Below are 23,870 nucleotides of genomic sequence, written 5' to 3' on the forward strand. Positions count from 1 at the left end.
CATGACGCCCGGCGACGCCCCCCCAACCGCCCCCGCAACCGCCCCCGCAACCGCCCCGCCAATCGCCGTGGTGGATCTGGGCAAGACCAACACCAAGATCTTCGTGTTTTCCGATCAGGGCGACATCGTCGAGGAATATCGCACCGCGCCGCATTGGGTGGCGGCGAACGGCGTCTCGATCCTCGACGAACCGGCCAGCGCCGCCTGGATCCGGGAAAAACTGGCCGATGCCGCCGAAAGGCATTGCATAGGCGGGGTGATGTTTTCGGGCCATGGCTGCACATTCGCGCTGATCAGGGGGGGCGACCTGGCGCTGCCCATTCTGGATTACGAACAGGCGGTCCCCGCCCGCTTCAGCGACATCATCGCCGCGCAGATCCCCGATTTCAGCGAAACCTGTTCGCCGCCCCTGCCGCTGGGCCTGAACTTTTCGCGCCATCTGCTCTGGATGGAACTGGCCCACCCGGAAACCTGCGCCCAGGTCGACGCGATTCTGACCTATCCTCAGTACTGGTCGTGGCGGCTGTCGGGGCAAAAGCGCAGCGAGGTCTCCTATCTCGGCTGTCATTCCGACCTCTGGGCGCCGTTGAAGGACGATTTCTCCTCGCTGGTCGCGGCCCGCGACTGGCGCCCGAAACTGCCCCGCTTCGCCCGGGCCGGCGAGGTGATCGGCCATTGCGCGCTCAAACTGGCAAACGGCGCGGAAAAAACCATCTCGGTGCATAACGGCGTGCATGATTCCAACGCCGCCCTGCACTACCATCGTTCGGTGACCGAAGGGAATTTCACCCTGGTGTCGACGGGAACCTGGGTCATCATCTTCAACCCGGACTGCCCGGCGGCGGCGCTGGACATGCGCCGGGACATGCTGGCCAACGTCACTGTCGATCATGAACCGGTGGCGACGATCCGCTTCATGGGCGGGCGGGAAAACGACCTCGTCGCCCGGGGCGAGCGATCGAAGACCAGCCCCTCGACGATCGAAAGCCTGATCGAACGGGACATGTTCGCGCTGCCCGGCTTCGCCGCCGCCGGACCCATGGCGGATATCGAGGGCGGGCTGATCGGCCCGGCGCCCGGGCCCGGGGACCACGCGGCGCTGGCCATCCTCTACGTGGCCCTGATGACCGATCTCTGCCTGGATCTGATCCAATCGGACAATCCGCTGATCATCGACGGGGGGCTGGTGAAATCCCCGGTCTACGCCGGCCTGATCGCGCAATTGCGGCCCGGCCAGAGCGTGCGCGCCAGTCCGGTTTCCGAGGGCAGCGCCCTGGGCGCCGCGGCGCTTGCCTTCGAGGCGACCGGCCGCCGCCCCTTTGCCGGAAATCTCCACCCGGTCCAGCCGCTCGGCGTCGCGGGCCTGCGCCGGCATCGTCAACGCTGGCGCGCGCTGGTCGATCACGCATGGGCCAAGCGCGGCTATCCCGAGGGGATCGCGCCGCGGCCCATCGCGCAGGCCTCATGCGCGGGCGAGCAAGGATAGCCCCCCGGCATGAATTCAACGCCCCGCGCCCGGATCGCCCCCGGACCGGCGCCGCCAGACATGATCCGCGCGAAATCGCGCCGCGTGGCGCGCAGGCGAAAAGCAGCCGGCGCGCCGCCACGCGCGATCGCCATCCAGATCAGCGGCAAACTGGCGATCCCTGCAGGACTCGAACCTGCAACCTGCTGATTAGAAGTCAGCTGCTCTATCCAGTTGAGCTAAGGGACCGTCTGCGGCGCATTTACCGTCCCCCGCGCCGCGCGGTCAACCGTCGCCAGATCGACCCGCGCCCCCTTCCCGCCCGCGACATTGCGCCCGCGCCCTTCCCCCCCGCCCCGCGCTGCGCTATGACGCGCCAAGCCAGCAGGAGCCCCGGACATGACCATCAGGAACCGCCTGACCTACCGCGACGCCGGCGTTGACATCGACGCCGGCGCCGCGCTGGTCGAACGCATCAAGCCCGCCGCCGCCGCCACCCGCCGCCCCGGCGTCATGGACGGGCTCGGCGGCTTCGGGGCGCTGTTCGACCTCGGGGCCGCGGGCTTCAGGGACCCGGTGCTGGTCGCCGCCACCGACGGCGTCGGCACCAAGCTGCGCATCGCCATCGACACCGGCGAACTTGACGGCGTCGGCGTCGACCTGGTCGCCATGTGCGTCAACGATCTGGTCTGCCAGGGCGCCGAGCCATTGTTCTTCCTCGACTATTTCGCCACCGGCAAGCTGTCCGTGGACGAGGGCGCGCGGGTGATCGCGGGCATCGCCAGGGGCTGCAAGTCCGCCGGCGCGGCGCTGATCGGCGGCGAGACCGCCGAGATGCCCGGCATGTATCCGCCCGGCGATTTCGACCTCGCGGGGTTTGCCGTCGGCGCCATGGAGCGCGGCGCCGCCCTGCCCGTCGCCTGCGTCCCCGGCGACGTGCTGCTGGGACTCGCGTCCAGCGGCGTGCATTCCAACGGCTACTCGCTTGTCCGCCGCATCGTCGAGATCAGCGGCCTGGGCTGGGACGCCCCCGCGCCCTTCGCGCCCGACCAGCGCCTCGGCGCCGCGCTGCTCGCCCCCACCCGCATCTACGCGCGCCCGGCGCTCAGCGCGATTCGCGCCGGCGGAGTGCGGGCGCTGGCCCATGTCACCGGCGGCGGGCTCGCGGAAAACCTGCCCCGCGCGCTGCCCGAAACCCTCGGCGCGGACATCGCGCTCGACGCCTGGCCGCTGCCGCCGGTGTTCGGCTGGCTGATCGAGACCGGCGGCGTCGCGCCGGACGAGGCCCTGAAAACCTTCAACTGCGGCATCGGCATGGCGCTGGTCTGCGACCCGGCCCGCGCCGACGCGATCGCCGATCTGCTGCGCGCCGAGGGCGAGACCGTGCGCCGCATCGGCGTGGTCTCCGAGGAAGCCGGCATCCGCTTCGCCGGGGCGCTTGCGTGAGCGCCGCCAAACGCCGCGTCGCCATCCTGATCTCGGGCGGCGGCTCCAACATGCTCCGCCTGCTGGACTCCATGCAGGCCCCCGACCACCCGGCGACCCCGGCGCTGGTCCTCGCCAACGACCCGGACGCCGGGGGCCTGACGAAAGCCGCCGCGCGCGGCGTCGCCACGGCCGCCATCGACCACCGCCCCTACAAGGGCGACCGCGCCGCGTTCGAATCGGCGCTGCAGGCGAAACTGGCCAGGGCCGGCGCCGACCTGATCTGCCTCGCCGGGTTCATGCGCATCCTGACCCCGGGCTTCATGGATTTCTGGCGCGGGCGCATCATCAACATCCACCCGTCATTGCTGCCGCTGTTTCGCGGGCTGCACACCCATCGGCGCGCGCTCGACGCCGGCGTGGCGGTGCATGGCTGCACGGTGCACGAGGCGACGGCTGATCTCGACGAGGGCCCGATTCTCGGCCAGGCGGTCGTGCCGGTGATCGAGGGCGACACCGCCGAAACCCTCGCCGCGCGGGTGCTGAAACAGGAACACCGCCTGTATCCGGCGGCGCTGCGCCGCTTCGCCGCCGGCGACCGGCGCAAGCTGGCGATTCTCGACCAGCCCTGACGCGTCCGGGAATCGCCCCGCCGCGCGAATGGCAAAACACCGCCAGCCCCGGGCGCCAACCTGAAGGCCGCCCCCGCAAGGGGGCGGCCTGAGGAATCGCTTGCCCGCCGTCAGGCGGGCGCCGTCTGACTGAACCGCGGCTCAGCCCACCAGTTCGAGACCCGAGAAGAAATAGGCGATCTCCACCGCCGCGGTCTCCGGCGCATCGGACCCGTGCACCGAATTCTCGCCCAGCGACAGCGCGAATTCCTTGCGGATGGTGCCCTCGGCCGCCTCGGCGGGGTTGGTGGCGCCCATCACTTCGCGATTTTTTGCGATCGCGCCCTCGCCTTCCAGCACCTGCAGCACCACCGGCGCCGAGCACATGAATTCCACCAGTTCGCCGAAGAACGGCCGCTCGCGGTGCACCCCGTAGAAGGTCCCGGCCTGATCCTCGGTCAGCCGCACCCGCTTCTGGGCGATGATGCGCAGCCCCGCGGCCTCGAACTTGGCGTTGATCGCGCCGGTGAGGTTGCGGTTGGTGGCGTCCGGCTTGATGATGGAGAGCGTGCGCTCGACGGCCATGGGGGTATCCTCTCGCTATGGCGGGACGGGGAAAACCCCCGCCCCGAACGGCATCCGTTTCGCGCGCCCGATAGCATGGGCTCGATAGAATGGGAAGGACCCGCATGAAAGCGCATTTCCAGATGATGGCCGCCTACAACGCCTGGGCCAACGCGCGGCTCGCCGCCGCCTGCGCGGCGCTGCCCGACAGGGACCGGCGGCGCGACCTCGGGGCCGCCTTCGGCTCGCTGCTGGGCACGATCAATCACCTGCTGGTCACCGACGTGCTCTGGTGCGCGCGCATTCGCGGCGACCCGCCGCCGCGCTGGCCGCTCGATCACATTGCGCATGACGATTTCGACGACCTCGCCGCCGCCCGCGCCGCCATGGACGACGACATCATCCGACTCGCGGAGGAGCTCACCCAGGCCCGCATCGCCGCCGACCTCGCCTATGTGAACGTCGCCGGCGAAAGCCAGACCCAGCCGCTCGGGCAGGTGCTGGCGCATGTCTTCAACCACCAGACCCACCATCGCGGCCAGTGCCACGCCATGCTCACCCGCCTGACCGGCGCCGCCCCGGCGCTCGACCTGATCTATTACGTGCGAGAACAGACCTGATGAGAGACCCCTGCTGGTTCGAGGATTTCACCCCCGGAACCGTCATCACCACCCCCGGCGCCACCATCACCGAAAGCTCGATCCTCGATTTCGCCTTTCGCTTCGATCCCCAGCCCTTCCATCTCGACGTCGAGGCGGCCAGGGACTCGATCTATGGCGGGCTGATCGCCTCGGGCTTCCAGACCATGATCACCGCCTTCCGGCTGTTCCAGGCGGAAAAGATCATGAACCCCTCCTCCCAGGGCTCCCCGGGCATGGAGGAGATCCGCTGGATCGCCCCGGTGCGCCCCGGCGACACCATCCACGTGGTCGCCGAGGTGCTGGAGGCCCGCGTCTCCGCCTCCCGTCCGCATCTCGGCATTTGCCGCATCGGCTACGCGGTGCTCAACCAGCGCGACGAGGAGGTGATGCGCTGGACCTCCGCCGGGTTTTTCCTGCGCCGCCCCGAAAACCGCCCCGAAGACCGCCCCGAAGACCGCCCCGAAAACCATCCCGAAACCCGCCCCGCCTGAGCCCCCCTGTCGCGCCCGGCTTTCCAACGCCCGCGCGGCAGGCTAAACCGCCGCCCATGCTCGCGATTCGCAACATAACCTTCGCCATGGCCGGAAAGCCGTTGTTCGAGGACGCCTCGGCCATCGTGCCCACCGGCAAGAAGGTGGGCATCGTCGGGCGCAACGGCGCCGGCAAGACCACGCTGTTCCGCCTGATCCGGGGCGAATTGCCGCTCGACGGCGGCAGCATCGAAATCCCCCGCGGCGCCCGCATGGGCGGCGTGGCGCAGGAGGCCCCGGCCTCCGATGACAGCCTGCTGACCACCGTGCTCGCCGCCGACGCCGAACGCGACGCCCTGCTGGCCGAATCCGAAACCGCCCAGGACCCCGCCCGCATCGCCGAGATCCACATGCGGCTGGCGGAGATCGACGCCCATTCCGCCGAGGCCCGCGCCGCCTCGATTCTGCACGGGCTCGGCTTTGACGCGCCCGCGCAGGCCCGCGCCTGCAAGGAATTTTCCGGCGGCTGGCGCATGCGCGTGGCGCTGGCGGCGGTGCTGTTCTCGCGCCCCGATTACCTGCTGCTGGACGAACCGACCAACTATCTCGACCTCGAAGGCGCGGTCTGGCTCGAAGGCTTCCTGGCCACCTACCCCGCCACCATGCTGGTGATTTCGCATGATCGCGGGCTGCTCAACCGCGCCGTCGACAACATCCTGCATCTGGAACACCGCAAGCTGACCCTCTATGGCGGCCGCTACGACCAGTTTGAAACCGAACGCCGCCTGAAGCTTGAACAGACCGCCTCGGCGGCCCGCAAGCAGGACGCCCAGCGCGCCCATATCCAGAGCTTCGTCGACCGTTTCCGCTACAAGGCCAGCAAGGCCAAGCAGGCCCAGGCCCGCCTGAAGATGCTCGAACGCATGAAGCCCATATCCGCGCTGGTGGAAAACGCCGTCTCCGGCTTCGCCTTCCCCTCGCCCAGGGAACTGGCGCCGCCGCTGATCTCGGCCGAGGACGTGGCCATCGGCTATGACGGCAAGCCGGTGCTCCGGCGCCTGAAATTCCGCATCGACCAGGATGACCGCATCGCCCTGCTCGGCGCCAACGGCCAGGGCAAATCGACGCTGTCAAAGCTGATCGCCGGGCGGCTGAAGCCGTATGAGGGCAGCTACCGCGCGTCGGGCAAGCTGAAAGTCGGCTATTTCGCCCAGCACCAGGTCGACGAACTGGTGCTCGACGAGACCCCGATCCAGCACATCCAGCGCCGCCGCCCCGACGCCGCGCCGGGCAAGCTGCGCGCCCAGCTGGCGCAATCGGGCATCGGCGCCGACATCGCCGCGACCGAGGTCGGGCGGCTTTCGGGCGGCCAGAAAGCGCGGCTGCTGATGGCGCTCGCCGCCCTCGACGCGCCCCATGTGCTGGTGCTCGACGAGCCGACCAACCATCTCGACATCGAAAGCCGCGAGGCGCTGGTGCAGGCGCTGTCGGCCTATTCAGGCGCGGTGATCCTGGTCAGCCACGACCCGCATCTGGTGGAAAGCGTCGCCGACCGGCTGTGGCTGGTGCATGACGGCGGGGTCAGCGAATTCGCCGGCGACATGGACGATTACCGCCGCCTGCTGCTGTCCCAGCGCGGCGGCGCCAGATCGGGCGGCAAATCCGGCGCCCGGTCGGGCGAGAAACCCGCCGAGGACGGCCAGCGCAAGCAGGCGCGCCGCGACGCCGCGCAAGCGCGCCGCGCGCTCGCCCCCCTGCGCATCGAGGTGCGCAAATGCGAGGACCGCATTTCAAAGCTCGAACAGATGCGCGACCGCATCGACGCCCGCCTCATGTCCCCCGAGCTCTACGCCAATGGCGGCGACGCCGAGTCCCTGCAAATCAAGCGCGGCGAGATCGTCGAGGGGCTGGAGCGCGCCGAATCCCTGTGGATGCAGGCGCAGGAACGCCTCGAACAGGCCCAGCGCGCGGCGGGCTGACCGCCCGCCCCGCCAAACGCGTTTCCGGAGGCAATGGAATGGACGACCCCGACAGTCTCGCCCGCCTCGCCTATCTGGCCCTGCTCGGCGCCTTCATCATCGCCGGCGTGCTCGCCGCCTATCGCGGGCGCATGGGCCGGGGGCTGCGCGACGCGGCGATCTGGCTGCTGATCATCCTCGGCTTCGTCACGCTCTACGGCTTCAAGGACACGCTGATGGGCGGATTGTTCCCGCAGCGCGCGACGGTGGCGGGCGACGAGATCCGCCTGCGCCGCGGCGAGGACGGGCATTTCCGCGCCCAGCTCGAGGTCAACGGCGTGCCGGTGCTGTTCGTCATCGACACCGGCGCCTCCGACGTGGTGCTGACCCGGCGCGACGCCCAGCGCGTGGGCATCGACCTCGGGGCCCTGCGCTACACCGAAACCGCGCAAACCGCCAACGGCCCGGTGAAAGGCGCCCCCGTCGTGCTGCGCACGATCACCCTCGGCGGCGTCACCGACCGCAACATCCGCGCCACCGTCAACCAGGGCGACCTGTTCGGCTCCCTGCTCGGCATGAGCTATCTCGACCGCTTCCGCCGCATCACCGTGGAAGGCGACCGCCTGACCCTGGTTCGCTAGAGCAGATTCCATCTATTCCGGCTCATATCCTGCGGCGGCGAAGTGGTTGGCGCATTCGTTCGGCTCGTATTTTTCGATGACGCCTGCGACGGCGTCCCGGAGGAGGTCGCGACTGCGAGCGGCGGCCTTTCGCAGGAGCGCCTTGAGCTTGGCGAATGCATTCTCGATGGGGTTGAAGTCGGGACTGCAGGGCGGAAGGAAGCGGAGTTCGGCGCCTGCCGCCTCGATCGCGGCGCGCACCGCCTGACCCTTGTGGCTGCCGAGGTTGTCCATGATCACGACGTCGCCGGGGCGCAGCGTCGGGACCAGAACCCGTTCGACACAGGCCTTGAAGATCTCTCCGTTGATCGGGCCGTCGACGAGCATCGGCGCGTCGATGCCGCAGAGGCGCAGGCCGGCGACAAAGGTCGTGGTCTTCCAGTGGCCGTGCGGCATGCCCATGCGCAGCCGCTCGCCGCGGGGCGCCCGCCCGCGGAGCCGCGCCCTCTTCGTGTTCAGCCAGGTTTCATCGATGAAGATCAGACGCGCGGGATCGAGATCGGGCTGCCCATCGAACCAGGCCTGCCGGGCGGCCGCCACATCCGCGCGCACCTGCTCGTCGGCGTGTCCAGACTTTTCTTGACCGTCCAGCCGCGTCGGGAGAAGAAGCGCCAGATGGTGCTGCGCGCGACCGAGACGCCCCTGTCGTCGCGCAGCCGGGCGCGCATCTCATCGAGCGTGATGTCCGGCGCGGCCTCGACCAGCGCGATCAAGAACGTTTCATGCGCATCGAGCGGCGAGCGGGTCGGATGGCCTTGCCGATAGGCCGCCCGATGGCCGATGTCGCGCCAGCGCCGGAGCCAGCGAACCGCCGTCGCCACCCCGATCCCGAACCGCGCCGCCGCCGCGCGGGCCGAACTCCCATCCGCAACCGCGTCCAGAACTCGCTCTCTGAGGTCCGCAGAATACGCTCGCGACATGCTCCCACCTCCACATCTCGTGTGGGCACGGAATCGCACATCAACCCGCATTCGTGAATCCCCTCAACGAATCGGGGAGCCTGAAAACTGCTCTAGCGGTCATTGGAGGGCCGGTCTGCGCGGGGACGGGGGACCACGGATGAGCGGGTTTCATGTCGTTGATATCAGGGGATGTAAAAAAAACCGGCGGATCATGATGACCGCATGGGGTCTCGACATGACGCCGCGCCCCCCGGGACAAGGCATCAGCCGCTGACGCGTTTCTTGACCCAGCGGCCATCTTCCTGCGCCCAGTAGATCGCCTTCAGCCCGGCGCCCGCGGTCGCGCGCCAGGCGGCGCGGGCGGCGTCCAGCGCCGCCGGGTCGTGGCCGTCGAACATCAGCGCCACGCGGGTGAAGCGGGTCATCTCCGCCGGGTCGGCGCGGGCCCCGTCCACCAGCATCAGCACCTCGGCCCCGTTGGGGATCTCGTCCCCCGTCGTCAGGTAGATCGGCTGTCGGTCCACCGATCCGTCGCCCGCCGCGCCATGCGGCAGGAAGCCGTCGTCGCGAAACGTCCAGAGCTGCGCGTTCAGCGCCGCCACCCGCTCCGTCGAACCGGCCCGCAGCACCACCTTCCAGCCCCGCTCAAGGCATTTTTCCAGGATCTCCGGCGCCACGGAGTCCAGCGGGCGCGCCGTCAGGTGATAGAACAGCACTTCGGTCCCGGCCCCCGGTTCGGCCCCCGGTTCAGCCCCCGGTTCGGCGCCCGTCTCGCCCGTCTCGCCGGTCTCGCTCACGGCCCTCAGCCGCCCGACAGCGCCGTCCAGCCGTCGTCGGGATCAAAGGCCTCGATGGCGGCGGCGGCGGCGGCGGTGTCCTCGCCCAGATCCCGTTCATAGATCACCCCGGCGGGCCCGACGATGAAGCTCATCACCCCGCTTTCCCCATAGGCGGCGGGGAAGGCGATCATCGCGAATCCGGCCAGTTGATAGCCGTTGACCATGTAATCCATGGCCCCGCCCGGCGCGCTGTCGCCCTGCGCCGTCAGCACCCGGTAGAAATAGCCCTGAAACGGCGTCGGGTCGCGCCGTTCGCCCTCGACCTCGTAGCCCTCGGCGGCGGCGCGCGCGGCCAGCGGGCCGAACGGGCTCGGCTCCTCTCCGTCCTCGACCGGCCAATACAGCCCGTTCTTGCGCCCCGGGTCGCTGATGAAGGAGTCCGCATAGGCCATGACCCGGTCGCCATCCGGGTCGCGGATCATGAATTCACGCTGCGCGGTGACATAGATGCGCATGGTCTCGATCACGTCCAGCTCGTTCTCGCCGATGCGGCGATTGAGGATCTCGTCGCGCGCCCCGTCGAGGTCGAACGCCCAGCCCGCGGCCGATTTCACCAGATGCACCGGGAAGGGCCATTGCGAGATCCCGACATAGAGCACGGTCTCCCCGTCCTCGCGGGTGATCACGTTGGCCGCGACCCCGGCGGCGTCGGTGAATTCCTCGAATGACTGCTGATCGACCCCGTCGACGCCCGAGGACAGCACCTCGCGCGCGCCGTCCCCGAAAATCGCGAACACCTGTTCGGAATCCCCCGACCCGGCGGCGGCGATCAGCGCCTCGGCGGCGGCTTTGGGGGTCTCGAACACCTGCTGCGCGAACGCCGCGCCGGGAAACGCCGCCGCCAGCGCCATGAACGCGGCGGCGGCGACACTGGTCAATCTTGTCATCTGCATCATCCTCGCTGTTTGAATGTCATCCGCGCCGCCCGCGCCCATTCTGGCGCGACTGCTTGCCCCGCTTGGAGGCGCGATTGGCCTTGCCCCGCGGCTTGCCGGCGCCCGAGAAGGCCGACTTGTCGCGGTTCTTCGGCTTTTTGCGCGCCTTCCTTTTCTTCTTCTTCGCCGGCTGGGCCTGCTTCTGGGCCTGCGCGGGCTTGCGCGCCTTCTTCTTCGCCGGCCGGGCCTGCTTCTGGGCCTGCGCCGGCTTGCGCGCCTTCTTCTTCGCCGGCTTGCGCTGCTGGTTCTGCATCGCGTCGCGGCTGTTGGCGCGGGCGGGGCTGCGCGCCTGGGTCTGCACCGCGTCGCGCCGCCCCTGGCTGCGCGCCTGGGTCTGGGGCCGCTTCTGGGGCTGCTTCTTCTGGGCCTTGGCGGGCGCCTTCGCCGCGGGCCGCTGCGGATCGCGGCGCGCCGCGGCGCGGTTTTTCGGCTGCTTGCTGCGCGCCTTGTTCACGCTTTGCTCGCCGCGCCGGCGTTCGCTGCGCGCCTTGGAGCGATTCTTCGAGCCGCTGTTGGAGAACGAGGAATTGCGGGTCTGCGCCGCGCCGCGCCGCGCCTGGTTTCCGGCGCCGGCATTCTGCCGGTTGGCCTGCTTGCCGCGCTTTTTCAGGTCTTTCTGCACGTCGCGGGCGCGGTTGTCCCGCTTGCCATTGCGCGCGTCGTCGCCGCGCCTGGCCTGCCGGTTCGCGGATTGGTCGCGCGGCTTGCGGTTCTGGACCGCGTCGCGATCCCTGCCCTGCCGATTGGCGCCCGATTTGCGGGCCTTGTTGCCGTTCGCCCCGCCTTTGAGCGCCGCGTGCCGATCGGTCCGGGATTGCGAGCGCCGCGCCTGCCCGGTGCTTTTCCTGTTGCGCTCCAGCTTCTGCTTGCGCTTGCGCTGGTCGCGCTTGTCGGCCTTCCAAACCTCGCCGTTGCGATTGACGTTCACGTTGCGGTTGACGTTCACGTTGCGATTGACGTTCACGTTGCGGTTGACGTTCACGTTGCGGTCGCCGCGGCGGTAGCGGTCGTCGCGGTAATAGGGCGGACGATAGACGCGGCCGCCCCGCCAGCCGACGCTGTGGCCGTAGTAATAGTTGTTATGGTAGTGATCATTGTCGTTGAAGATGCTGGTGATCAGCACCCCGGCCCCGAAGCCCACCAGCCCCGACACCAGCAGATCGGTGTCGGAATGGCCGCTGGAGGTCTGCACCACCGTGGTCGTCGCCGGCTGCGCATACACGGTTTGGGGGGCCGCGACCGGCGCCGGCGCGTAGACCACATTGGGGTCGTAGGTGGGCACGTAGACCACCTCGGGGTCGGCGGGCTCGATGACGATGGCGTCATCCTCGTCGACATTGACCTCCTGGGCCTCGTTGGTCTCGAGATTGCCCACCGCCAGCGCCTGGGCGCGCAGGTCCTGCACCGCGTCCAGCAGGTCCTGCTGCTGCACCACGAAGGCGTCGCCCAGATCCTGCGTCCAGTCCAGATCGTCGGACATCTGCTTGAGCACGGTGGGAAAGGCCAGCAGCGCCTTGACGCTGGGATCCCAGCTTTCGTCGGCGACGGCGTCGAGAACGTCCTCGGGCGCCACGTCCTCGTTGTCGGCGAGCCAGCGCTCGGCCTTCACCACGTCCAGGGGCGAGGTGGCGGCGATCAGGATCTGCGCCAGCAGCGCATCCGGATACAGCGCGATGGGCGAACCGAGATCGAGCAGGTCGCCATAGGTGAACAGCGGTTCCTCGTCGGCCAGCGCCAGGGTTTCCTGCGCGCCGTCCTGCGCGGTCGCGGCCTCGTCGGCCAGTCCCAGGGTTTCCTGCGCGCCGTCCTGCGCGGTCGCGGCCTCGTCGACGTCGTCGGACGCGGCGCGCAGCGGCGCGGCGAAGGCGATTGCGGACAGGCCGAAGGTCAGCGCGATCGCGCGGAGCCATGCAGCCAGACTTGCCGTCTTGCTCATGTAGGGCATCCCCTTCTCCTTGTTGAATGTCGAACGGGGGCGTTTCGAAGTAGACCTCAGCCCCCGCAATCAATCAACCAAATACGCCGGAATAACGTCGATCCCGAGGCGCCTCCCGATGAATTGCGAGACGCCCCGATCAAGGCGCCGACATCCGCGGGACGAAACGCCGCCCGCGCTCAGCCCGGTTCGCGGTCGCGGATCAGCCGGTCCAGCGCCATCACCCCCCAACCAGTGGCCCCGGCCGGGCTCAGGTCCCGCGCGCCCTTGCTCAGGGTCACGCCGGCGATGTCGATATGCGCCCAGGGGGTTTCGTCGCGCACGAAGCGCTTGAGAAACTGCGCCGCGGTGATCGAGCCCGCCGCCCGTCCGCCGCTGTTCTTCATGTCCGCGAGCCGCGATTCGATCAGCTTGTCATAGGCCGGGGCCAACGGCAGGCGCCAGGCGGGTTCGCCCTCGGCGTCGGCCGCCGCCTGAATCGCCTGCGCCAGATCGTCGTCATTGGCGAAATAGCCGGCGGTCTCGTTGCCCAGCGCCACGATCACCGCGCCGGTGAGGGTGGCGAGATTGATCATCCCCGCCGGCTTGAAGCGTTCCTGCGCGTACCAGAGCACGTCGGCCAGCACCATGCGGCCCTCGGCGTCGGTGCTGATGATCTCGATGGTGTCGCCCTTCATCGAGCGCACGATGTCGCCGGGCCGCTGGGCCTTGCCGTCGGGCATGTTCTCCACCAGCCCGACGATGCCGATCACGTTGGCCCTGGCGCCGCGCAGCGCCAGCGTGCGCATGACCCCGGACACCACGGCGGCGCCGCCCATGTCCATGGTCATCTCCTCCATGCCCGAGCTGGGCTTGATGCTGATGCCGCCGGTGTCAAACACCACGCCCTTGCCCACCAGCGCGAAAGGCGCCTCGTCGCCGCCGCCGTTCCAGTGCATCACCACCACCTTGGTGGGGGTGGCGCTGCCGAGCCCGACCCCGAGCAGCGCGCCCATGCCCAGTTCCTCCAGCTCGGGCTTTTCGAGGATCTCCACCTCCAGCCCCAGTTCGCCCATGGCGGCGAGGCGGGCGGCGAAATCCTCGGTGCCGAGCACATTGGCGGGCTCGTTGACCAGATCGCGAGTGAAGAACACGCCCTCGGCGACCGCGGCGCGGGGGCGCGAGGCGGCGGAGACCGCCTCGGGCGCGTCCACCGCGAAGGTCACGTCGCCGGGGGATTTGGGCGTGTCGCCGTGTTCGCCGCCGTCGTCGCCGTCGGTCTTGTAGATGTTGAAGTCATAGGTGCGCAGCGCCAATCCGAACGCCAGTTCGGCGACCAGTTCGGCGTCCCCGACGCCGCCCGCGAACACCGTCGCCGCCTTGGCCCCCAGCGCCTTGGCGATGGCGCCGCCGGTTTTTCGCGCGGCGCCGGCGTCCGGGTCGGCGCCGATCGAGGCGACGATCGCCGCCTCGGCCTTCATGCCCGCGGGCATGGGCATGCGGGCGACGGCGCCCGGCTTGCCTTTCCAGCCCTTTGACGCGACCAGCCGCGACACGCCGCCGCCCATCGCCGCATCCGCCGCTCCGGCGCCCGGGGTCAGGGTTTCGCCCCGGACCAGCACGACAACGACGCCTTCGGTTTCGGGCAGGGCGTTGAGGTCCTCGGCGACGAAGGAAATCTCGACAGGCGCGGTCATGGGCGTTCTCCGGGTTTTGCTTGGCGGCGATCAATGGCGGGGCGGGACCGGCGAACCCGGCGCGCGCCCGAGCGACAACAGGTAGACGCTTGCGCGCCGCATTGCCAGCGCGTCCGATGTCGCGCTGCCGCCGGGCCGGGACGGGGACGGGACGGCGCGGAGGGGGGACGGCGCGCGGGGGGCGCTGGGGGGGAAGGGCGCGAAAAGGACATGACGCGGCGCCTTGCGCCGCCCGGCCCAAAGCGCGATGGTCCGCCCGCGCGCTTTCCCGCGCGCTTTCCCGCGCGTCCTCCCGCGCGTCTTCCCGCGCGACTGGCGCGTTGGGGCGGGCGGCGGCATCGGCGCAACACACATGGCGGAGGCGATGCGCTCGCTCATCGGCAAATACGTTATCGGCCAGATCCTCGGGCCTTTCGGCATGTTCGCGCTGATCTTTCTCGGCGTGGTCTGGCTGACGCAGTCGCTGCAGGTGATCGACACCGTGGTCAACACCGGGCAGTCGGCGCGGGTGTTCGCGGAATTCACGCTGCTGCTGCTGCCTTCGGTGATGACGGTGATCCTGCCGGTGGCGGCCTTTGCGGCGACGCTTTACGCGCTCAACCGCATGTTCATGGAATCCGAGATCGTGGTGATGATGTCCGCGGGCATGAGCCGCCTGACCCTGGCGCGCTACGTCGCGATCTTCGGGGCCATGGTGATGATCGCCATGGGGGTGAACACGCTCTACCTGATGCCCGCCGCCTCGCGCGAGATGCGCGACCGCATTTCCGATCTGCAGGCCGATCTGGCCAACGCGCTGATCCGCGAGGGCCAGTTCATCCACCCCGCCAAGGGCGTCACCGTCTATATCCGGCGCACCGACGACAAGGGGCAGATGGCCGGATTGTTCGTGCAGGACGACCGCGATCCCGCGACCCGCATCACCTACACCGCCAAGCGCGCGGCGCTGGCGCGCACCGCCGACGGCCCGCGGCTGGTGATGTTCGACGGCGCCGCGCAGCGGGTCTCGGCGGGGGACAAGAAGCTGTCGGTGCTGAGCTTTGACAAGCTGGTCTATGACCTCAGCCAGTTGATGCGGCGCGACAGTGAACGCCGGCGCAAGCCCTCGGAATACGCCGCCTGGGATCTGGTCGACCCGGGCGCGGCCATGCTGCAGGGCCGCGCCCCGGGAAAGTTCGTCGCCGAGGGGCATGAGCAGATTTCGGCGCCGCTCTACGCCGTGACCCTGCCGCTGATCGCGCTGGCGGCGCTGCTGGGGCCGGGGTTCCGGCGGCGCGGCTACGGCAAGCGTCTGGTGGCGGCGATCGGCTTCGCGGCGCTGGTGCGCCTGTCGGGGATCGCGGCGAAATCGCTGGTCAGCGGCCAGGCGGATCTGTGGCCGCTGATGTATCTGCCGGCGATCATCGGCGCGCTGCTGGCGCTGTGGGTGCTGTGGCGCGGGTTGCCGGGGCAAAAGACCCGCCCCGCCGCCCTGAACGCCGGTCAGGCCGGCGCGCCGCCGGAGGGCGGGGCATGACCTCCACCCTTTCGCTTTACGTGGCGCGCCGCTTTCTGTCGGCGTTCTTCTCCGCCTTCCTGATCGTGTTCCTGATCGTGGTGCTGGTGGATCTGGTGGAATTGCTGCGCAAGGCCGCCCAGTCCGACGCCGGGTTCGACGAGGTGCTGTGGCTCGCCATCCTGCACGCGCCCTCGCTGATGCTGGTGATCCTGCCCTTCATCGCGCTGCTGAGCTCCATGGCCTGTTTCGCGGCGCTGGCGCGGGGGTCCGAACTGGTGGTGACCCGCGCCGCCGGGGTGTCGGTGTGGCGGCTTCTGGCCCCCTCGCTGCTGGCCGCCAGCCTGATCGGCGCCGCCGCCTTCGCGGTCTACAACCCCATCGCCACCGGCACCCTGCAACGCTTCGACACCCTGAAGGCGCGCTATTTCGGCGATGGCGGCAGCCTGTTGTCGGTGTCCTCCAACGGGCTGTGGCTGCGCCAGAACGGGCGCAGCGGCCAGCAGGTGATCCGCGCCTGGCGGGCCAATCGCGACGGCGCCCAGCTATGGGATGTCAGCGTGTTCCTGTTCGACCGCGAGGACCGGCTGATCGGCCGCGTCGAGGCGGCCCGCGCGGTGCTGGGCGACGGATCCTGGACCCTGCATCAGGTGCGCCGCTGGCGCTTTGACGCCGAGACCCGCGACGCGCCGCCCGAGGAGATCGTGCAGGACACCTATTTCATCGACACCGACCTGACCCGCGAACAGATCCTCGACAGCTTTTCCGAACCGGAGACGATATCCTTCTGGAAACTGCCCGACTTCATCGCCACGCTCGAGGAGTCGGGGTTTTCCTCCAACCGCCACCGCATGTACTGGCAAAGCCAGCTGGCCCAGCCGCTGCTGCTGGCGGCGATGGTGCTGATCGGGGCGGCGTTTTCCATGCGCCCGGTGCGCTTTGGCGGGCTGGGGATCATGGCGCTGGGGGCGGTGGCCACCGGGCTCGGCTATTTTTTCCTCGCCAACGTCACCCAGGCCTTCGGCAATTCCGGGGCCATCGCGGCGCCGCTCGCCGCCTGGATTCCGCCCACCGCCATGGCCTTGCTCGCGATTGGCTTGCTGCTTCATCTCGAGGACGGTTAAAAGGGGTGCGCCGACACGCGGGCTGGCGCGCAAGCCGGTCCGCAAGCCAGACTGCCGAGACCGCGCCGCGCGCGGCGCACGAAGAGGATGCCGCCCTTGCCGCCACCGCCGATCCGCAGCGCTTTCCCGTCGCCCGGCGCCGCCGCGGCGCTCGGTCTCGTCGCGGCGCTCGGTCTCGTCGCGGCGCTGATCGTGGCGCCGGCGCCGGGCGCGCTGGCCCAGGCCGCCGGCCCGCCCCCGTCGGCCGGCGTTGCATCACCCGAAACCCGGCCCGAAGCCCGGCCCGAAGCCCGGTCGGCAACCCAGCCCGTGGCGCTGGTCGCCGACAGCGTGACCTATGACAACGCCACCGGGCTGCTCATCGCCGAGGGGCATGTGGAGGTCTATTACGGCCCGCGCACCCTGACCGCCGAACGCATCGTCTATGACAGCCGCGCCGAGCGCATCCGCGCCGAGGGCGCGGTCACCATCCGCAATCCCGACGGCGCGGTGGTCACCGCGAGCGCCGCCGATCTCGACGCGGATCTGAGGGACGGGCTGATCCGCGGCGCCTACGCCGCCCTGCACAACAACGCCCGCTTCGCGTCGAGCGAGGCGCGGCGCATCGGCGGGCGCTACAACGTGCTGTCGCGCGCGGTGTTCAGCCCCTGCACGGTCTGCCTTGCCGATCCCGTGCCGCTGTGGCGCATCCGCGCCGACCGCATCGTGCATGACGAACAGGAAAAGATCGTTTTCTATGAAAACCCGCGCTTTGACGTGATGGGCGTCACCGTCGCCTGGGCCCCGTATTTCAGCCATCCCGATCCGACGCAAAAGCGCGGCACGGGGTTCCTGACCCCGGAATACCTGCAATCCTCGACTTTCGGCTACGCGGTCAAGGCGCCCTATTACTGGGCCATCGACGACCAGTCAGACGCCACCTTCACGCCCTTCGTCACCACCGATGACGGGCTGGTGCTGGAGGGCGAATACCGCCGGGCCTTCGAAAACGGCGCGCTGTGGCTCAACGGCTCGGCCACGATCAACGACTATGACGGCGAAGAAAAGCTGCGCGGGCATCTGTTCGGCGCGGCGCTGTTCGACCTCGATGACGGGTTCGAGACCGGGTTCACGCTCGCCCAGGCCAGCGACGACGCCTATCTGCGCCGCTATGAATTCACCGAGGACGACCGCCTGACCTCCGAGGCTTTCCTGCGCCACGGCGATGCGCAGGGGTTCGCGGAACTGTCGCTGGTCCGCTTCCAGTCCCTGCGCGACAACGAACCCTTCGGCGACATCCCCATGGCGCTGCCCTCCTTCGAGGCGCGGCGCACCTGGGCGGAGGATTTCACCGGCGGCGTGGTGGGCGTGGATGTCTCCGGCTACGGGCTGCTGCGCAGCGGCGGGCAGGACACCGCGCGGCTCAGCCTCGGGCTGGACTGGGAGGCGCAGCGCGCCCATGCCTCGGGGCTGGTGCTGGGCGGCGCGGCGCAGATCCGGGTCGATGGCTGGAAGGTGGGCGATTCGCCGACCTTCGCCAACGACCTGGACATCCGGGTCGCGCCCCAGGCGGCGCTGGAGCTGCGCTACCCGCTGATCCGGCGCGACGAAACCTCGTCGCTGTTCGGCGGCGGCGTCACGCAGATATTCGAACCGATCGCGCAAGGCGTGGTCGCGCCCTATTTCGACGACACCCCGCCGCTGCCCAACGAGGACAGCGTGCTCACCGAATTCGACGAGACCAACCTGTTCACCCTGCGCCGGCACACCGGCCAAGACGGGTTCGAGGAAGGCTCGCGGCTCAATCTCGGCCTGCGCTACGGCTGGACCGCCGACACGGGCATGGATTTCTCGGCCACCGTGGGGCGGGTCTACCGCGCGCGGGCCATCGACAGCTTCGGCGGCGGCGAGGGGCTGAACGACCGGGAATCCGATTTCGTGTCGGCCTGGTCGCTGTTCCTGCCCGGGGTGGTCAAGCTCAACAACCGCATGCGTCTGGCCGACGACCTGGAATTGCGCCGCAACGAGATCTATCTGTCCACCGACTGGCGCGGGCTGGAACTGAACGGCTACTACATCTACCTGGCCAAGGACGCCGAGGCCCCCGAGGACCGGCAGGAGGCGGCGATCTCGGCCAGCTACGCCATCACCCGGAACTGGACCATCGGCGCCGACCTGCGCCGCGATCTGGAAAGCGACAGCTGGGTGCGCACCGGCGGCAAGATCACCTATCGCAACGAATGCGTGGATCTGGAGGTCTATGCCGGACGGCGGTTCACGAAATCCCGCGACGTGCCGGCCTCCACCTTCTACGGTCTGCGGGTGCGGCTCTGGGCGCTGGGCGGGGGCGGCGGCCCGGCGTCGCAGGCCGGGGCCTGCGCGCCGGTGTATCGTTAGGCCGCGAGACAAGTCGCCAGACCGGCCCGCGCGACAAGAACGAACTGGAATGGAAACACGCAATGCGAAACAACATGCTGCTGGCCGCGACGATGGCCCTGCTGAGCGCGCTGGCGACCTTCGCGGCCGCCCCGCGCACGGCGCTGGCGCAGAACGCCATATCGTCGGTGGCCTTCGTCAACGGCAAGGTGATCACCAATTACGACGTGGATCAGCGCGCGCGGCTGCTCGAACTGCTCGGCGCGCCCGCGGGCGGCGACCTGCAGCGGCTGGCGCTTGACGCGATGATCGACGACCAGCTGAAGCGCGACGCCGCGCGGCGCGGCGGCATCAGCGCCGCGCCCGAACAGATCGAGGCCTCGCTCGCCGCCTTCGCCGCCCAGAACCGCTCCACCCCCGCCAAGCTGGAGGCCAAGCTGCGCAAGGCCGGGGTGTCGCGCGACACGCTGCGCCGGTTCATCGAAACCGAAGTGCTGTGGACCACCTTGATCCGTCGGGATTTCGGCCCGCGCAGCGAGGTCACCGACCTGGAACTGCAGGACGAGATCGAGGCCGAGGGCCTGGACCGCGCCGTCGAATTCGATCTGGCGGAGATCGCCATCCCCTTCGCCGGCAACCGCGACGCGGTCATGGCCCGGGTCGAGGACATCTCCGCCCGCATCAACAACGGCGAGGATTACGCGGCGCTGGCGCGCAAATACAGCCGCGCGCCCACCGCGCGCCGGGGCGGGCGGCTCGGCAAGATCCCCGCCAGCCGCCTGCCGGCGCAGCTGGTCGAGGAACTGCGCGCCCTCCAACCCGGCCAGGCCACCCGGCCGCTGGGCGTGTCAAAGGGCGCGGCGGTGCTGGTGCTGATCGCCACGCACGAAAAACCGATCGAGCTCACCGACGAACAGCGCGAACGGATCCGCGGCCGGATGCTGGAACAGCGCCTCGGGCGGTTCGCCGACGGCAAGCTGCAGGAATTGCGCGCGCAAGCCTATATCGACCGGAAATGACCCCGCCGCTGGCGCTGAGCTGCGGCGATCCTTCCGGCATCGGCGGCGAGATCGCGGCCCTGGCCTGGCGCGCGATGCACGCGCCGATGGCGGGCGCGGCGGGGGGAAGCGCGGCGGGGGGCGCGGCGGCGTTCTTCCTGATCGGCGACGCGGATTGGGCCGCGGGGTTCGGCGCGCCCGTGGCCCGCATCGCCGCGCCCGACGAGGCCGCCGCCGCCTTCGGGACCGCGCTGCCGGTGCTGCACCGCCCCTTCGCCGCCCTGCCCCGCCCCGGCGCCCCCGACCCCGCCAACGCCCCCGCCACCATCGCCGCCATCGCCGAGGCCGCCGCGCTGTGCCTTGCCGGCGACGCCGCGGCCATGACCACCCTGCCGATCAGCAAGAAGGCGCTGTACGACGGCGCCGATTTCGCCTTTCCCGGCCATACCGAGTTTCTGGCGCATCTGGGCGGGGTCGAGCGGTCGGTGATGATGCTGGCGGCCCCGGGGCTGCGGGTCGTGCCGGTCACCATCCACATGCCGCTCGCCGACGTGCCCGCGGCGCTGAGCGGCGAGGCGATCATGTCCGCGGCGCGCATTCTCCACGCCGCGCTGAAATCCGATTTCGCCATTGCGGACCCGCGCATCGCCGTGGCCGGGCTGAACCCCCATGCCGGCGAGGGCGGGGCCATGGGGCGCGAGGAGATCGAGATCATCGCCCCGGCGCTCGACCGTCTGCGCGCCGAAGGGCTGGACCTGACCGGGCCGCTGCCCGCGGACACCATGTTCCACGCCGCCGCCCGCGCCCGTCATGACGCGGCGTTGTGCATGTATCACGATCAGGCGTTGATCCCGATCAAGACCCTGGCTTTCGACAAGGGGGTCAACGTCACGCTGGGCCTGCCTTTCATCCGCACCTCGCCCGATCACGGCACCGCCCATGACATCGCCGGCAAGGGGCTGGCCGATCCCGGCAGCCTGATCGCGGCGCTGGCGCTGGCGCGGGACATGGCGGCGGCGCGGCGCCGGCGCGGCGCGTCATGAGCCTCGCCCCCGACGGGTTGCCGGCGCTGCGCGAGGTGATCGCCGCCCATGGGCTGGCGGCGAAGAAATCCCTGGGCCAGAATTTCCTGTTCGACCTCAATCTGACCGGGCGCATCGCCCGGCGCGCCGGCAAGCTGGCCGAATGCGACGTGCTGGAAATCGGCCCCGGCCCCGGCGGGCTCACCCGCGCGCTGCTGTTCGAGGGCGCCCGCCGGGTGGTGGCGGTGGAGCGCGACGAACGCTGCCTGTCCGCGCTGGCGGAGATCGCCGCGCGCTGGCCCGGGCGGCTCGAGGTGGTCGCCGGGGACGCGCTGAAGGTTGACTTGGCCGCGCATCTGACCCCGCCCTGGCGGGTGGTCGCCAACCTGCCCTACAATGTGGGCACCGAATTGCTGGTCCGCTGGCTGACGCCCGATCGCTGGCCGCCGGGCTGGTCGAGCCTGACGCTGATGTTCCAGCGCGAGGTGGCCGAACGCATCGTCGCGCAGCCCGGATCAAAGGCCTACGGGCGGCTGTCGGTGCTGGCGCAATGGCGCTGCGAGCCGCGCATCGCCTTTGACGTGTCGCCGCGCGCCTTCACGCCGCCGCCCAAGGTCACGTCGTCGGTGGTGCAGATCGAGCCCCTGCCCGCGCCGCGCTTCGCCGCGGATCGCGCGGTGCTTGAACGGGTGGTCGCCGCCGCCTTCGGGCAGCGCCGCAAGATGCTGCGCCAGAGCCTGAAACGCATCGCGCCCGACGCCGTCGGGCTGTGCGCCGCCGCCGGGATCGATGAAACCCTGCGCGCCGACGCGACCTCGATCGCGGCGTTCTGCGCGCTGGCCCGCGCCGCCGGGGCGGGCGCCGGGCAATGAAAAAGGCGCCTCGCGGCGCCTGATCCTGTTCCTTGCCGTTGCGGCGGCGCTCAGCCCGACTCGCCTTCGACGATCGCCGGCTTGGGCGCGGCTTCGGCCGGCTGGGTTTTCGGCTCGGCGGCGACGCTGGTCTTGCGCGGGCGACCGGGTCGGGCGCGCGGCTTGGCCGGCGCGACCGGGGCTTCAACGACGGGGGCGGGCGCGGTTTTCGGTGCGACTGCCGCTGGCGCGGGGGTGGCCTGCGCCGCTGGCGCGGGGTTTGGCGCGACGGCGACGGGCTGCTGCGATTGCGCCTGCTGCCCCTGACCCTGCTGCGGCTTGCCGCCGTCGCGGCGCGGCGACCGGCGACGGCGCGAGGCGCGAGGCGCGTCCGGATCGCGCGCGCCGCCCTCCGGCGTCGGCACCAGATCCGGCTGCGCCGCCGAGGCCGGGTCGATGCCGCCCATCACCGCCGTGTCGGTCTTGCCGTTGAAACCGCCCATGGTGGTTTCCGGCTGCGGCTGTTCGGACAGATCGCGCCCGCGCTGGGGCTGCTGCCGGCCCCCGCCATGCTGGCCGCCCTGCTGGCCGCCCTGGTGGCCATCCTGATGGCCGCCGTTCTGGCCGCCCTGCCGCTGCTGCTGGCCGCCGCCCTGCTGCGCGTCCGGCTGATCGCCGCCATGGCGCTGCTGGGTCTCGACCTGCGCGACATGCAGCATCCGCACGTAATGCTCGGCGTGCTGGAGGAAATTCTCCGCGACCACCCGGTCGCCGGAGGTCTGGGCGTCGCGGGCCAACTGTTCATACTTGTCGATGATCTGCTGGGGGGTGCCGCGCACCTTGCCCTCGGGCCCGGAACTGTCGAACACGCGGTTCGTGACGTTGCCCAGGCTCTTGTTGCGATTGTTCCGGCCGCGGTTGCGGTTGGATTTCTGCGATGATCTCATATTTTTCGGTCTCTGCCCGATATCAGCCCGACCTGGCGCGCTGCGCGCCGGTCTTCCTCTCGCCGGCTCCAACGATCGCGTGGCGCGATGCGCCGGGGATCGGTTTTGCTTATGCGATTGGCTTGTCCATCTCCTCTGAGGTCGAACGCTTCGCTGAACGGGCGAAGTTCTCTGATGGACATGTGGAGGATATACGGCATTCGCCGCCCTGCTCAAGTGAAATAGTGTGAAAATTCGCGCTTTCCGCATCCTTGCGCGGCGAAAGCGGCGTTCATGTAACGGTGGCGCGCAGATCGATGCAGCGCGCGCGCCCGTCCATGTCGTCCAGCAGCCGCCCCCCCGCCAGTCCGGCGGCGGCGAAGATGTCGCGCACCGCCGCGCCCTGCCCGGCGCCGAATTCCAGCAGCGCCCGCCCGCCCGGCGCCAGCCGCGCGCCGATCCCGGCGGCGATGGCGCGATAGGCGTCAAGCCCGTCGCCCCCCGGGGTCAGCGCCTCGGGCGGTTCGTGGTCGCGCACCTCGGGCGCCAGCCCAGCCATGTCGGCGGCGGGGATGTAAGGCGGGTTGGCGACGATCAGGTCGAATGTTTCCGCGATCCCCGCGAACCAGTCGCCGCGTCGCAGATCGGCGCGATCCGCGACGCCAAGCGCCGCCGCGTTGCGCCGCGCCAGAGCCAGCGCCGCCGGGCTTTTTTCCACGCCGACGCCCTGTGCGCGCGGCCATTCCGCCAGCAGCGACAGAAGGATGCAGCCCGATCCCAGACCAAGATCAAGAACCCGCGCCGGCATCGGCCCGTCCAGCGCCGCGGCGACAAGGGTTTCGGTCTCGGGTCGCGGGTCGAGCGCGTCGGGCGAGATTTCGAACCCCCGCCCCCAGAAGTCGCGCCGCCCGGTGATGTGGGACAGCGGGCGGCGCGCCGCGCCCGCCCCCCGCGCCAGAGCGCAACGGGCGCCCACCGCCGCGGCCGGCGGCGCGTC

General features: G+C 70.0%; 22 protein-coding genes and 1 tRNA gene. 14 read left to right on the forward strand and 9 right to left on the reverse strand.

The genetic code is table 11. The features are described 5' to 3' along the window. The first annotated feature begins 1 nt into the window (after position 1). Positions 2-1,486 carry an FGGY-family carbohydrate kinase gene (locus AC1HC7_RS07440; RefSeq protein ID WP_479498890.1) on the forward strand — a complete coding sequence of 495 codons (1,485 nt, stop codon included), beginning with the start codon at positions 2-4 and terminating at the stop codon, positions 1,484-1,486. 151 nt (positions 1,487-1,637) lie between these two features. Here the strand turns inward: AC1HC7_RS07440 and AC1HC7_RS07445 are convergent. Further along, a tRNA-Arg gene (locus AC1HC7_RS07445) sits at positions 1,638-1,714 on the reverse strand. Positions 1,715-1,864: 150 nt separating this feature from the next. Between AC1HC7_RS07445 and purM the strand changes: the two genes are divergently transcribed. Both purM and purN read left to right on the forward strand, forming a co-directional pair. Further along, complete coding sequence (purM, locus tag AC1HC7_RS07450) at positions 1,865-2,911, forward strand: phosphoribosylformylglycinamidine cyclo-ligase (protein WP_479497748.1); 1,047 nt, start codon at positions 1,865-1,867, stop codon at positions 2,909-2,911. After that, positions 2,908-3,522, forward strand: coding sequence for a phosphoribosylglycinamide formyltransferase (purN, locus tag AC1HC7_RS07455; RefSeq protein ID WP_479497749.1), 615 nt, complete (start codon positions 2,908-2,910; stop codon positions 3,520-3,522). Before purM ends, purN begins: the two co-directional genes overlap by 4 nt. Before the next feature lie 141 nt (positions 3,523-3,663). Here the strand turns inward: purN and ndk are convergent, their stop codons facing one another. Next, positions 3,664-4,086 carry a nucleoside-diphosphate kinase gene (gene ndk, locus AC1HC7_RS07460; protein ID WP_479497750.1) on the reverse strand — a complete coding sequence of 141 codons (423 nt, stop codon included), beginning with the start codon at positions 4,084-4,086 and terminating at the stop codon, positions 3,664-3,666. A gap of 104 nt (positions 4,087-4,190) precedes the next feature. On the opposite strand from ndk, the gene AC1HC7_RS07465 reads away from it, so the two are divergent. From AC1HC7_RS07465 to AC1HC7_RS07480, 4 genes are read left to right on the forward strand one after another with little or no spacing between them, the layout of a single operon-like run. Beyond that, entirely contained in the window at positions 4,191-4,685 is a 495-nt protein-coding gene (locus tag AC1HC7_RS07465) for a DinB family protein (protein ID WP_479497751.1), read from the forward strand. Further along, a complete protein-coding gene (locus AC1HC7_RS07470) occupies positions 4,685-5,197 on the forward strand; it encodes a MaoC family dehydratase (protein WP_479497752.1) in 513 nt (170 codons plus the stop codon). Before AC1HC7_RS07465 ends, AC1HC7_RS07470 begins: the two co-directional genes overlap by 1 nt. A 56-nt stretch (positions 5,198-5,253) precedes the next feature. Further along, entirely contained in the window at positions 5,254-7,155 is a 1,902-nt protein-coding gene (locus AC1HC7_RS07475) for an ABC-F family ATP-binding cassette domain-containing protein (protein ID WP_479497753.1), read from the forward strand. Positions 7,156-7,193: 38 nt separating this feature from the next. Next, positions 7,194-7,775: a retropepsin-like aspartic protease family protein gene (locus AC1HC7_RS07480; RefSeq protein WP_479497754.1), complete on the forward strand. Its 582-nt coding sequence runs from the start codon at positions 7,194-7,196 to the stop codon at positions 7,773-7,775. Between the two features lie 12 nt (positions 7,776-7,787). On the opposite strand, the gene AC1HC7_RS07485 is transcribed toward AC1HC7_RS07480, so the two are convergent. From AC1HC7_RS07485 to AC1HC7_RS07505, 5 genes are all read right to left on the reverse strand, one after another. Further along, positions 7,788-8,734, reverse strand: a protein-coding gene (locus tag AC1HC7_RS07485; RefSeq protein WP_479497755.1) for an IS630 family transposase whose coding sequence is annotated in 2 segments (ribosomal slippage) — positions 7,788-8,392 and positions 8,392-8,734 — 948 coding nt in all. Because the reading frame shifts where the segments join, the coding sequence is not laid out codon by codon here. A gap of 245 nt (positions 8,735-8,979) precedes the next feature. Continuing rightward, positions 8,980-9,513, reverse strand: a complete 534-nt coding sequence (locus AC1HC7_RS07490; RefSeq protein ID WP_479497756.1) for a DNA polymerase III subunit chi — start codon at positions 9,511-9,513, stop codon at positions 8,980-8,982. Positions 9,514-9,518: 5 nt separating this feature from the next. After that, positions 9,519-10,442, reverse strand: coding sequence for a DUF2950 family protein (locus tag AC1HC7_RS07495; protein WP_479497757.1), 924 nt, complete (start codon positions 10,440-10,442; stop codon positions 9,519-9,521). Between the two features lie 25 nt (positions 10,443-10,467). Beyond that, entirely contained in the window at positions 10,468-12,426 is a 1,959-nt protein-coding gene (locus tag AC1HC7_RS07500) for a DUF3300 domain-containing protein (protein WP_479498891.1), read from the reverse strand. A gap of 179 nt (positions 12,427-12,605) precedes the next feature. Further along, a complete protein-coding gene (locus AC1HC7_RS07505; RefSeq protein WP_479497759.1) occupies positions 12,606-14,102 on the reverse strand; it encodes a leucyl aminopeptidase in 1,497 nt (498 codons plus the stop codon). Between the two features lie 364 nt (positions 14,103-14,466). Here AC1HC7_RS07505 and lptF point away from each other — a divergent pair, with 364 nt between their 5' ends. From lptF to rsmA, 6 genes are all read left to right on the forward strand, one after another. Then, positions 14,467-15,618, forward strand: coding sequence for an LPS export ABC transporter permease LptF (lptF, locus tag AC1HC7_RS07510; protein WP_479498892.1), 1,152 nt, complete (start codon positions 14,467-14,469; stop codon positions 15,616-15,618). Further along, positions 15,615-16,721 carry an LPS export ABC transporter permease LptG gene (gene lptG, locus AC1HC7_RS07515; RefSeq protein WP_479497761.1) on the forward strand — a complete coding sequence of 369 codons (1,107 nt, stop codon included), beginning with the start codon at positions 15,615-15,617 and terminating at the stop codon, positions 16,719-16,721. The genes lptF and lptG overlap by 4 nt, the downstream gene beginning before the upstream one ends. A 96-nt stretch (positions 16,722-16,817) precedes the next feature. Further along, on the forward strand, positions 16,818-19,097 hold the full coding sequence (locus AC1HC7_RS07520) for an LPS-assembly protein LptD (protein WP_479497762.1): 2,280 nt from the start codon (positions 16,818-16,820) through the stop codon (positions 19,095-19,097). 62 nt (positions 19,098-19,159) lie between these two features. Beyond that, positions 19,160-20,095: a peptidylprolyl isomerase gene (locus tag AC1HC7_RS07525; RefSeq protein ID WP_479497763.1), complete on the forward strand. Its 936-nt coding sequence runs from the start codon at positions 19,160-19,162 to the stop codon at positions 20,093-20,095. Further along, positions 20,092-21,117, forward strand: coding sequence for a 4-hydroxythreonine-4-phosphate dehydrogenase PdxA (pdxA, locus tag AC1HC7_RS07530; RefSeq protein ID WP_479497764.1), 1,026 nt, complete (start codon positions 20,092-20,094; stop codon positions 21,115-21,117). The genes AC1HC7_RS07525 and pdxA overlap by 4 nt, the downstream gene beginning before the upstream one ends. After that, positions 21,114-21,968 carry a 16S rRNA (adenine(1518)-N(6)/adenine(1519)-N(6))-dimethyltransferase RsmA gene (gene rsmA / locus AC1HC7_RS07535; RefSeq protein WP_479497765.1) on the forward strand — a complete coding sequence of 285 codons (855 nt, stop codon included), beginning with the start codon at positions 21,114-21,116 and terminating at the stop codon, positions 21,966-21,968. Before pdxA ends, rsmA begins: the two co-directional genes overlap by 4 nt. 50 nt (positions 21,969-22,018) lie before the next feature. Here rsmA and AC1HC7_RS07540 read toward each other — a convergent pair whose 3' ends face one another. Beyond that, entirely contained in the window at positions 22,019-22,894 is an 876-nt protein-coding gene (locus AC1HC7_RS07540) for a DUF4167 domain-containing protein (RefSeq protein WP_479498893.1), read from the reverse strand. Between AC1HC7_RS07540 and AC1HC7_RS07545 the strand changes: the two genes are divergently transcribed. After that, positions 22,885-23,124: a hypothetical protein gene (locus AC1HC7_RS07545; protein WP_479495900.1), complete on the forward strand. Its 240-nt coding sequence runs from the start codon at positions 22,885-22,887 to the stop codon at positions 23,122-23,124. The genes AC1HC7_RS07540 and AC1HC7_RS07545 overlap by 10 nt on opposite strands. Positions 23,125-23,165: 41 nt before the next feature. Here AC1HC7_RS07545 and prmC read toward each other — a convergent pair. After that, the coding region (prmC, locus tag AC1HC7_RS07550; protein WP_479498894.1) for a peptide chain release factor N(5)-glutamine methyltransferase at positions 23,166-23,870 on the reverse strand (705 nt) is incomplete at its 5' end.

This window comes from Oceanicella sp. (assembly GCF_056449545.1).

Bases quoted from the DNA above. Each gene is read 5' to 3' on its own strand.
- AC1HC7_RS07440 (WP_479498890.1), top strand. From the start codon at position 2: ATGACGCCCGGCGACGCCCCCCCAACCGCCCCCGCAACCGCCCCCGCA.
- purM (WP_479497748.1), top strand. From the start codon at position 1,865: ATGACCATCAGGAACCGCCTGACCTACCGCGACGCCGGCGTTGACATC.
- ndk (WP_479497750.1), bottom strand. From the start codon at position 4,086: ATGGCCGTCGAGCGCACGCTCTCCATCATCAAGCCGGACGCCACCAAC.
- AC1HC7_RS07465 (WP_479497751.1), top strand. From the start codon at position 4,191: ATGAAAGCGCATTTCCAGATGATGGCCGCCTACAACGCCTGGGCCAAC.
- AC1HC7_RS07470 (WP_479497752.1), top strand. From the start codon at position 4,685: ATGAGAGACCCCTGCTGGTTCGAGGATTTCACCCCCGGAACCGTCATC.
- AC1HC7_RS07475 (WP_479497753.1), top strand. From the start codon at position 5,254: ATGCTCGCGATTCGCAACATAACCTTCGCCATGGCCGGAAAGCCGTTG.
- AC1HC7_RS07480 (WP_479497754.1), top strand. From the start codon at position 7,194: ATGGACGACCCCGACAGTCTCGCCCGCCTCGCCTATCTGGCCCTGCTC.
- AC1HC7_RS07495 (WP_479497757.1), bottom strand. From the start codon at position 10,442: ATGACAAGATTGACCAGTGTCGCCGCCGCCGCGTTCATGGCGCTGGCG.
- AC1HC7_RS07500 (WP_479498891.1), bottom strand. From the start codon at position 12,426: ATGAGCAAGACGGCAAGTCTGGCTGCATGGCTCCGCGCGATCGCGCTG.
- AC1HC7_RS07505 (WP_479497759.1), bottom strand. From the start codon at position 14,102: ATGACCGCGCCTGTCGAGATTTCCTTCGTCGCCGAGGACCTCAACGCC.
- lptF (WP_479498892.1), top strand. From the start codon at position 14,467: ATGCGCTCGCTCATCGGCAAATACGTTATCGGCCAGATCCTCGGGCCT.
- lptG (WP_479497761.1), top strand. From the start codon at position 15,615: ATGACCTCCACCCTTTCGCTTTACGTGGCGCGCCGCTTTCTGTCGGCG.
- AC1HC7_RS07525 (WP_479497763.1), top strand. From the start codon at position 19,160: ATGCGAAACAACATGCTGCTGGCCGCGACGATGGCCCTGCTGAGCGCG.
- pdxA (WP_479497764.1), top strand. From the start codon at position 20,092: ATGACCCCGCCGCTGGCGCTGAGCTGCGGCGATCCTTCCGGCATCGGC.
- rsmA (WP_479497765.1), top strand. From the start codon at position 21,114: ATGAGCCTCGCCCCCGACGGGTTGCCGGCGCTGCGCGAGGTGATCGCC.
- AC1HC7_RS07545 (WP_479495900.1), top strand. From the start codon at position 22,885: ATGATCTCATATTTTTCGGTCTCTGCCCGATATCAGCCCGACCTGGCG.
- AC1HC7_RS07540 (WP_479498893.1), bottom strand. From the start codon at position 22,894: ATGAGATCATCGCAGAAATCCAACCGCAACCGCGGCCGGAACAATCGC.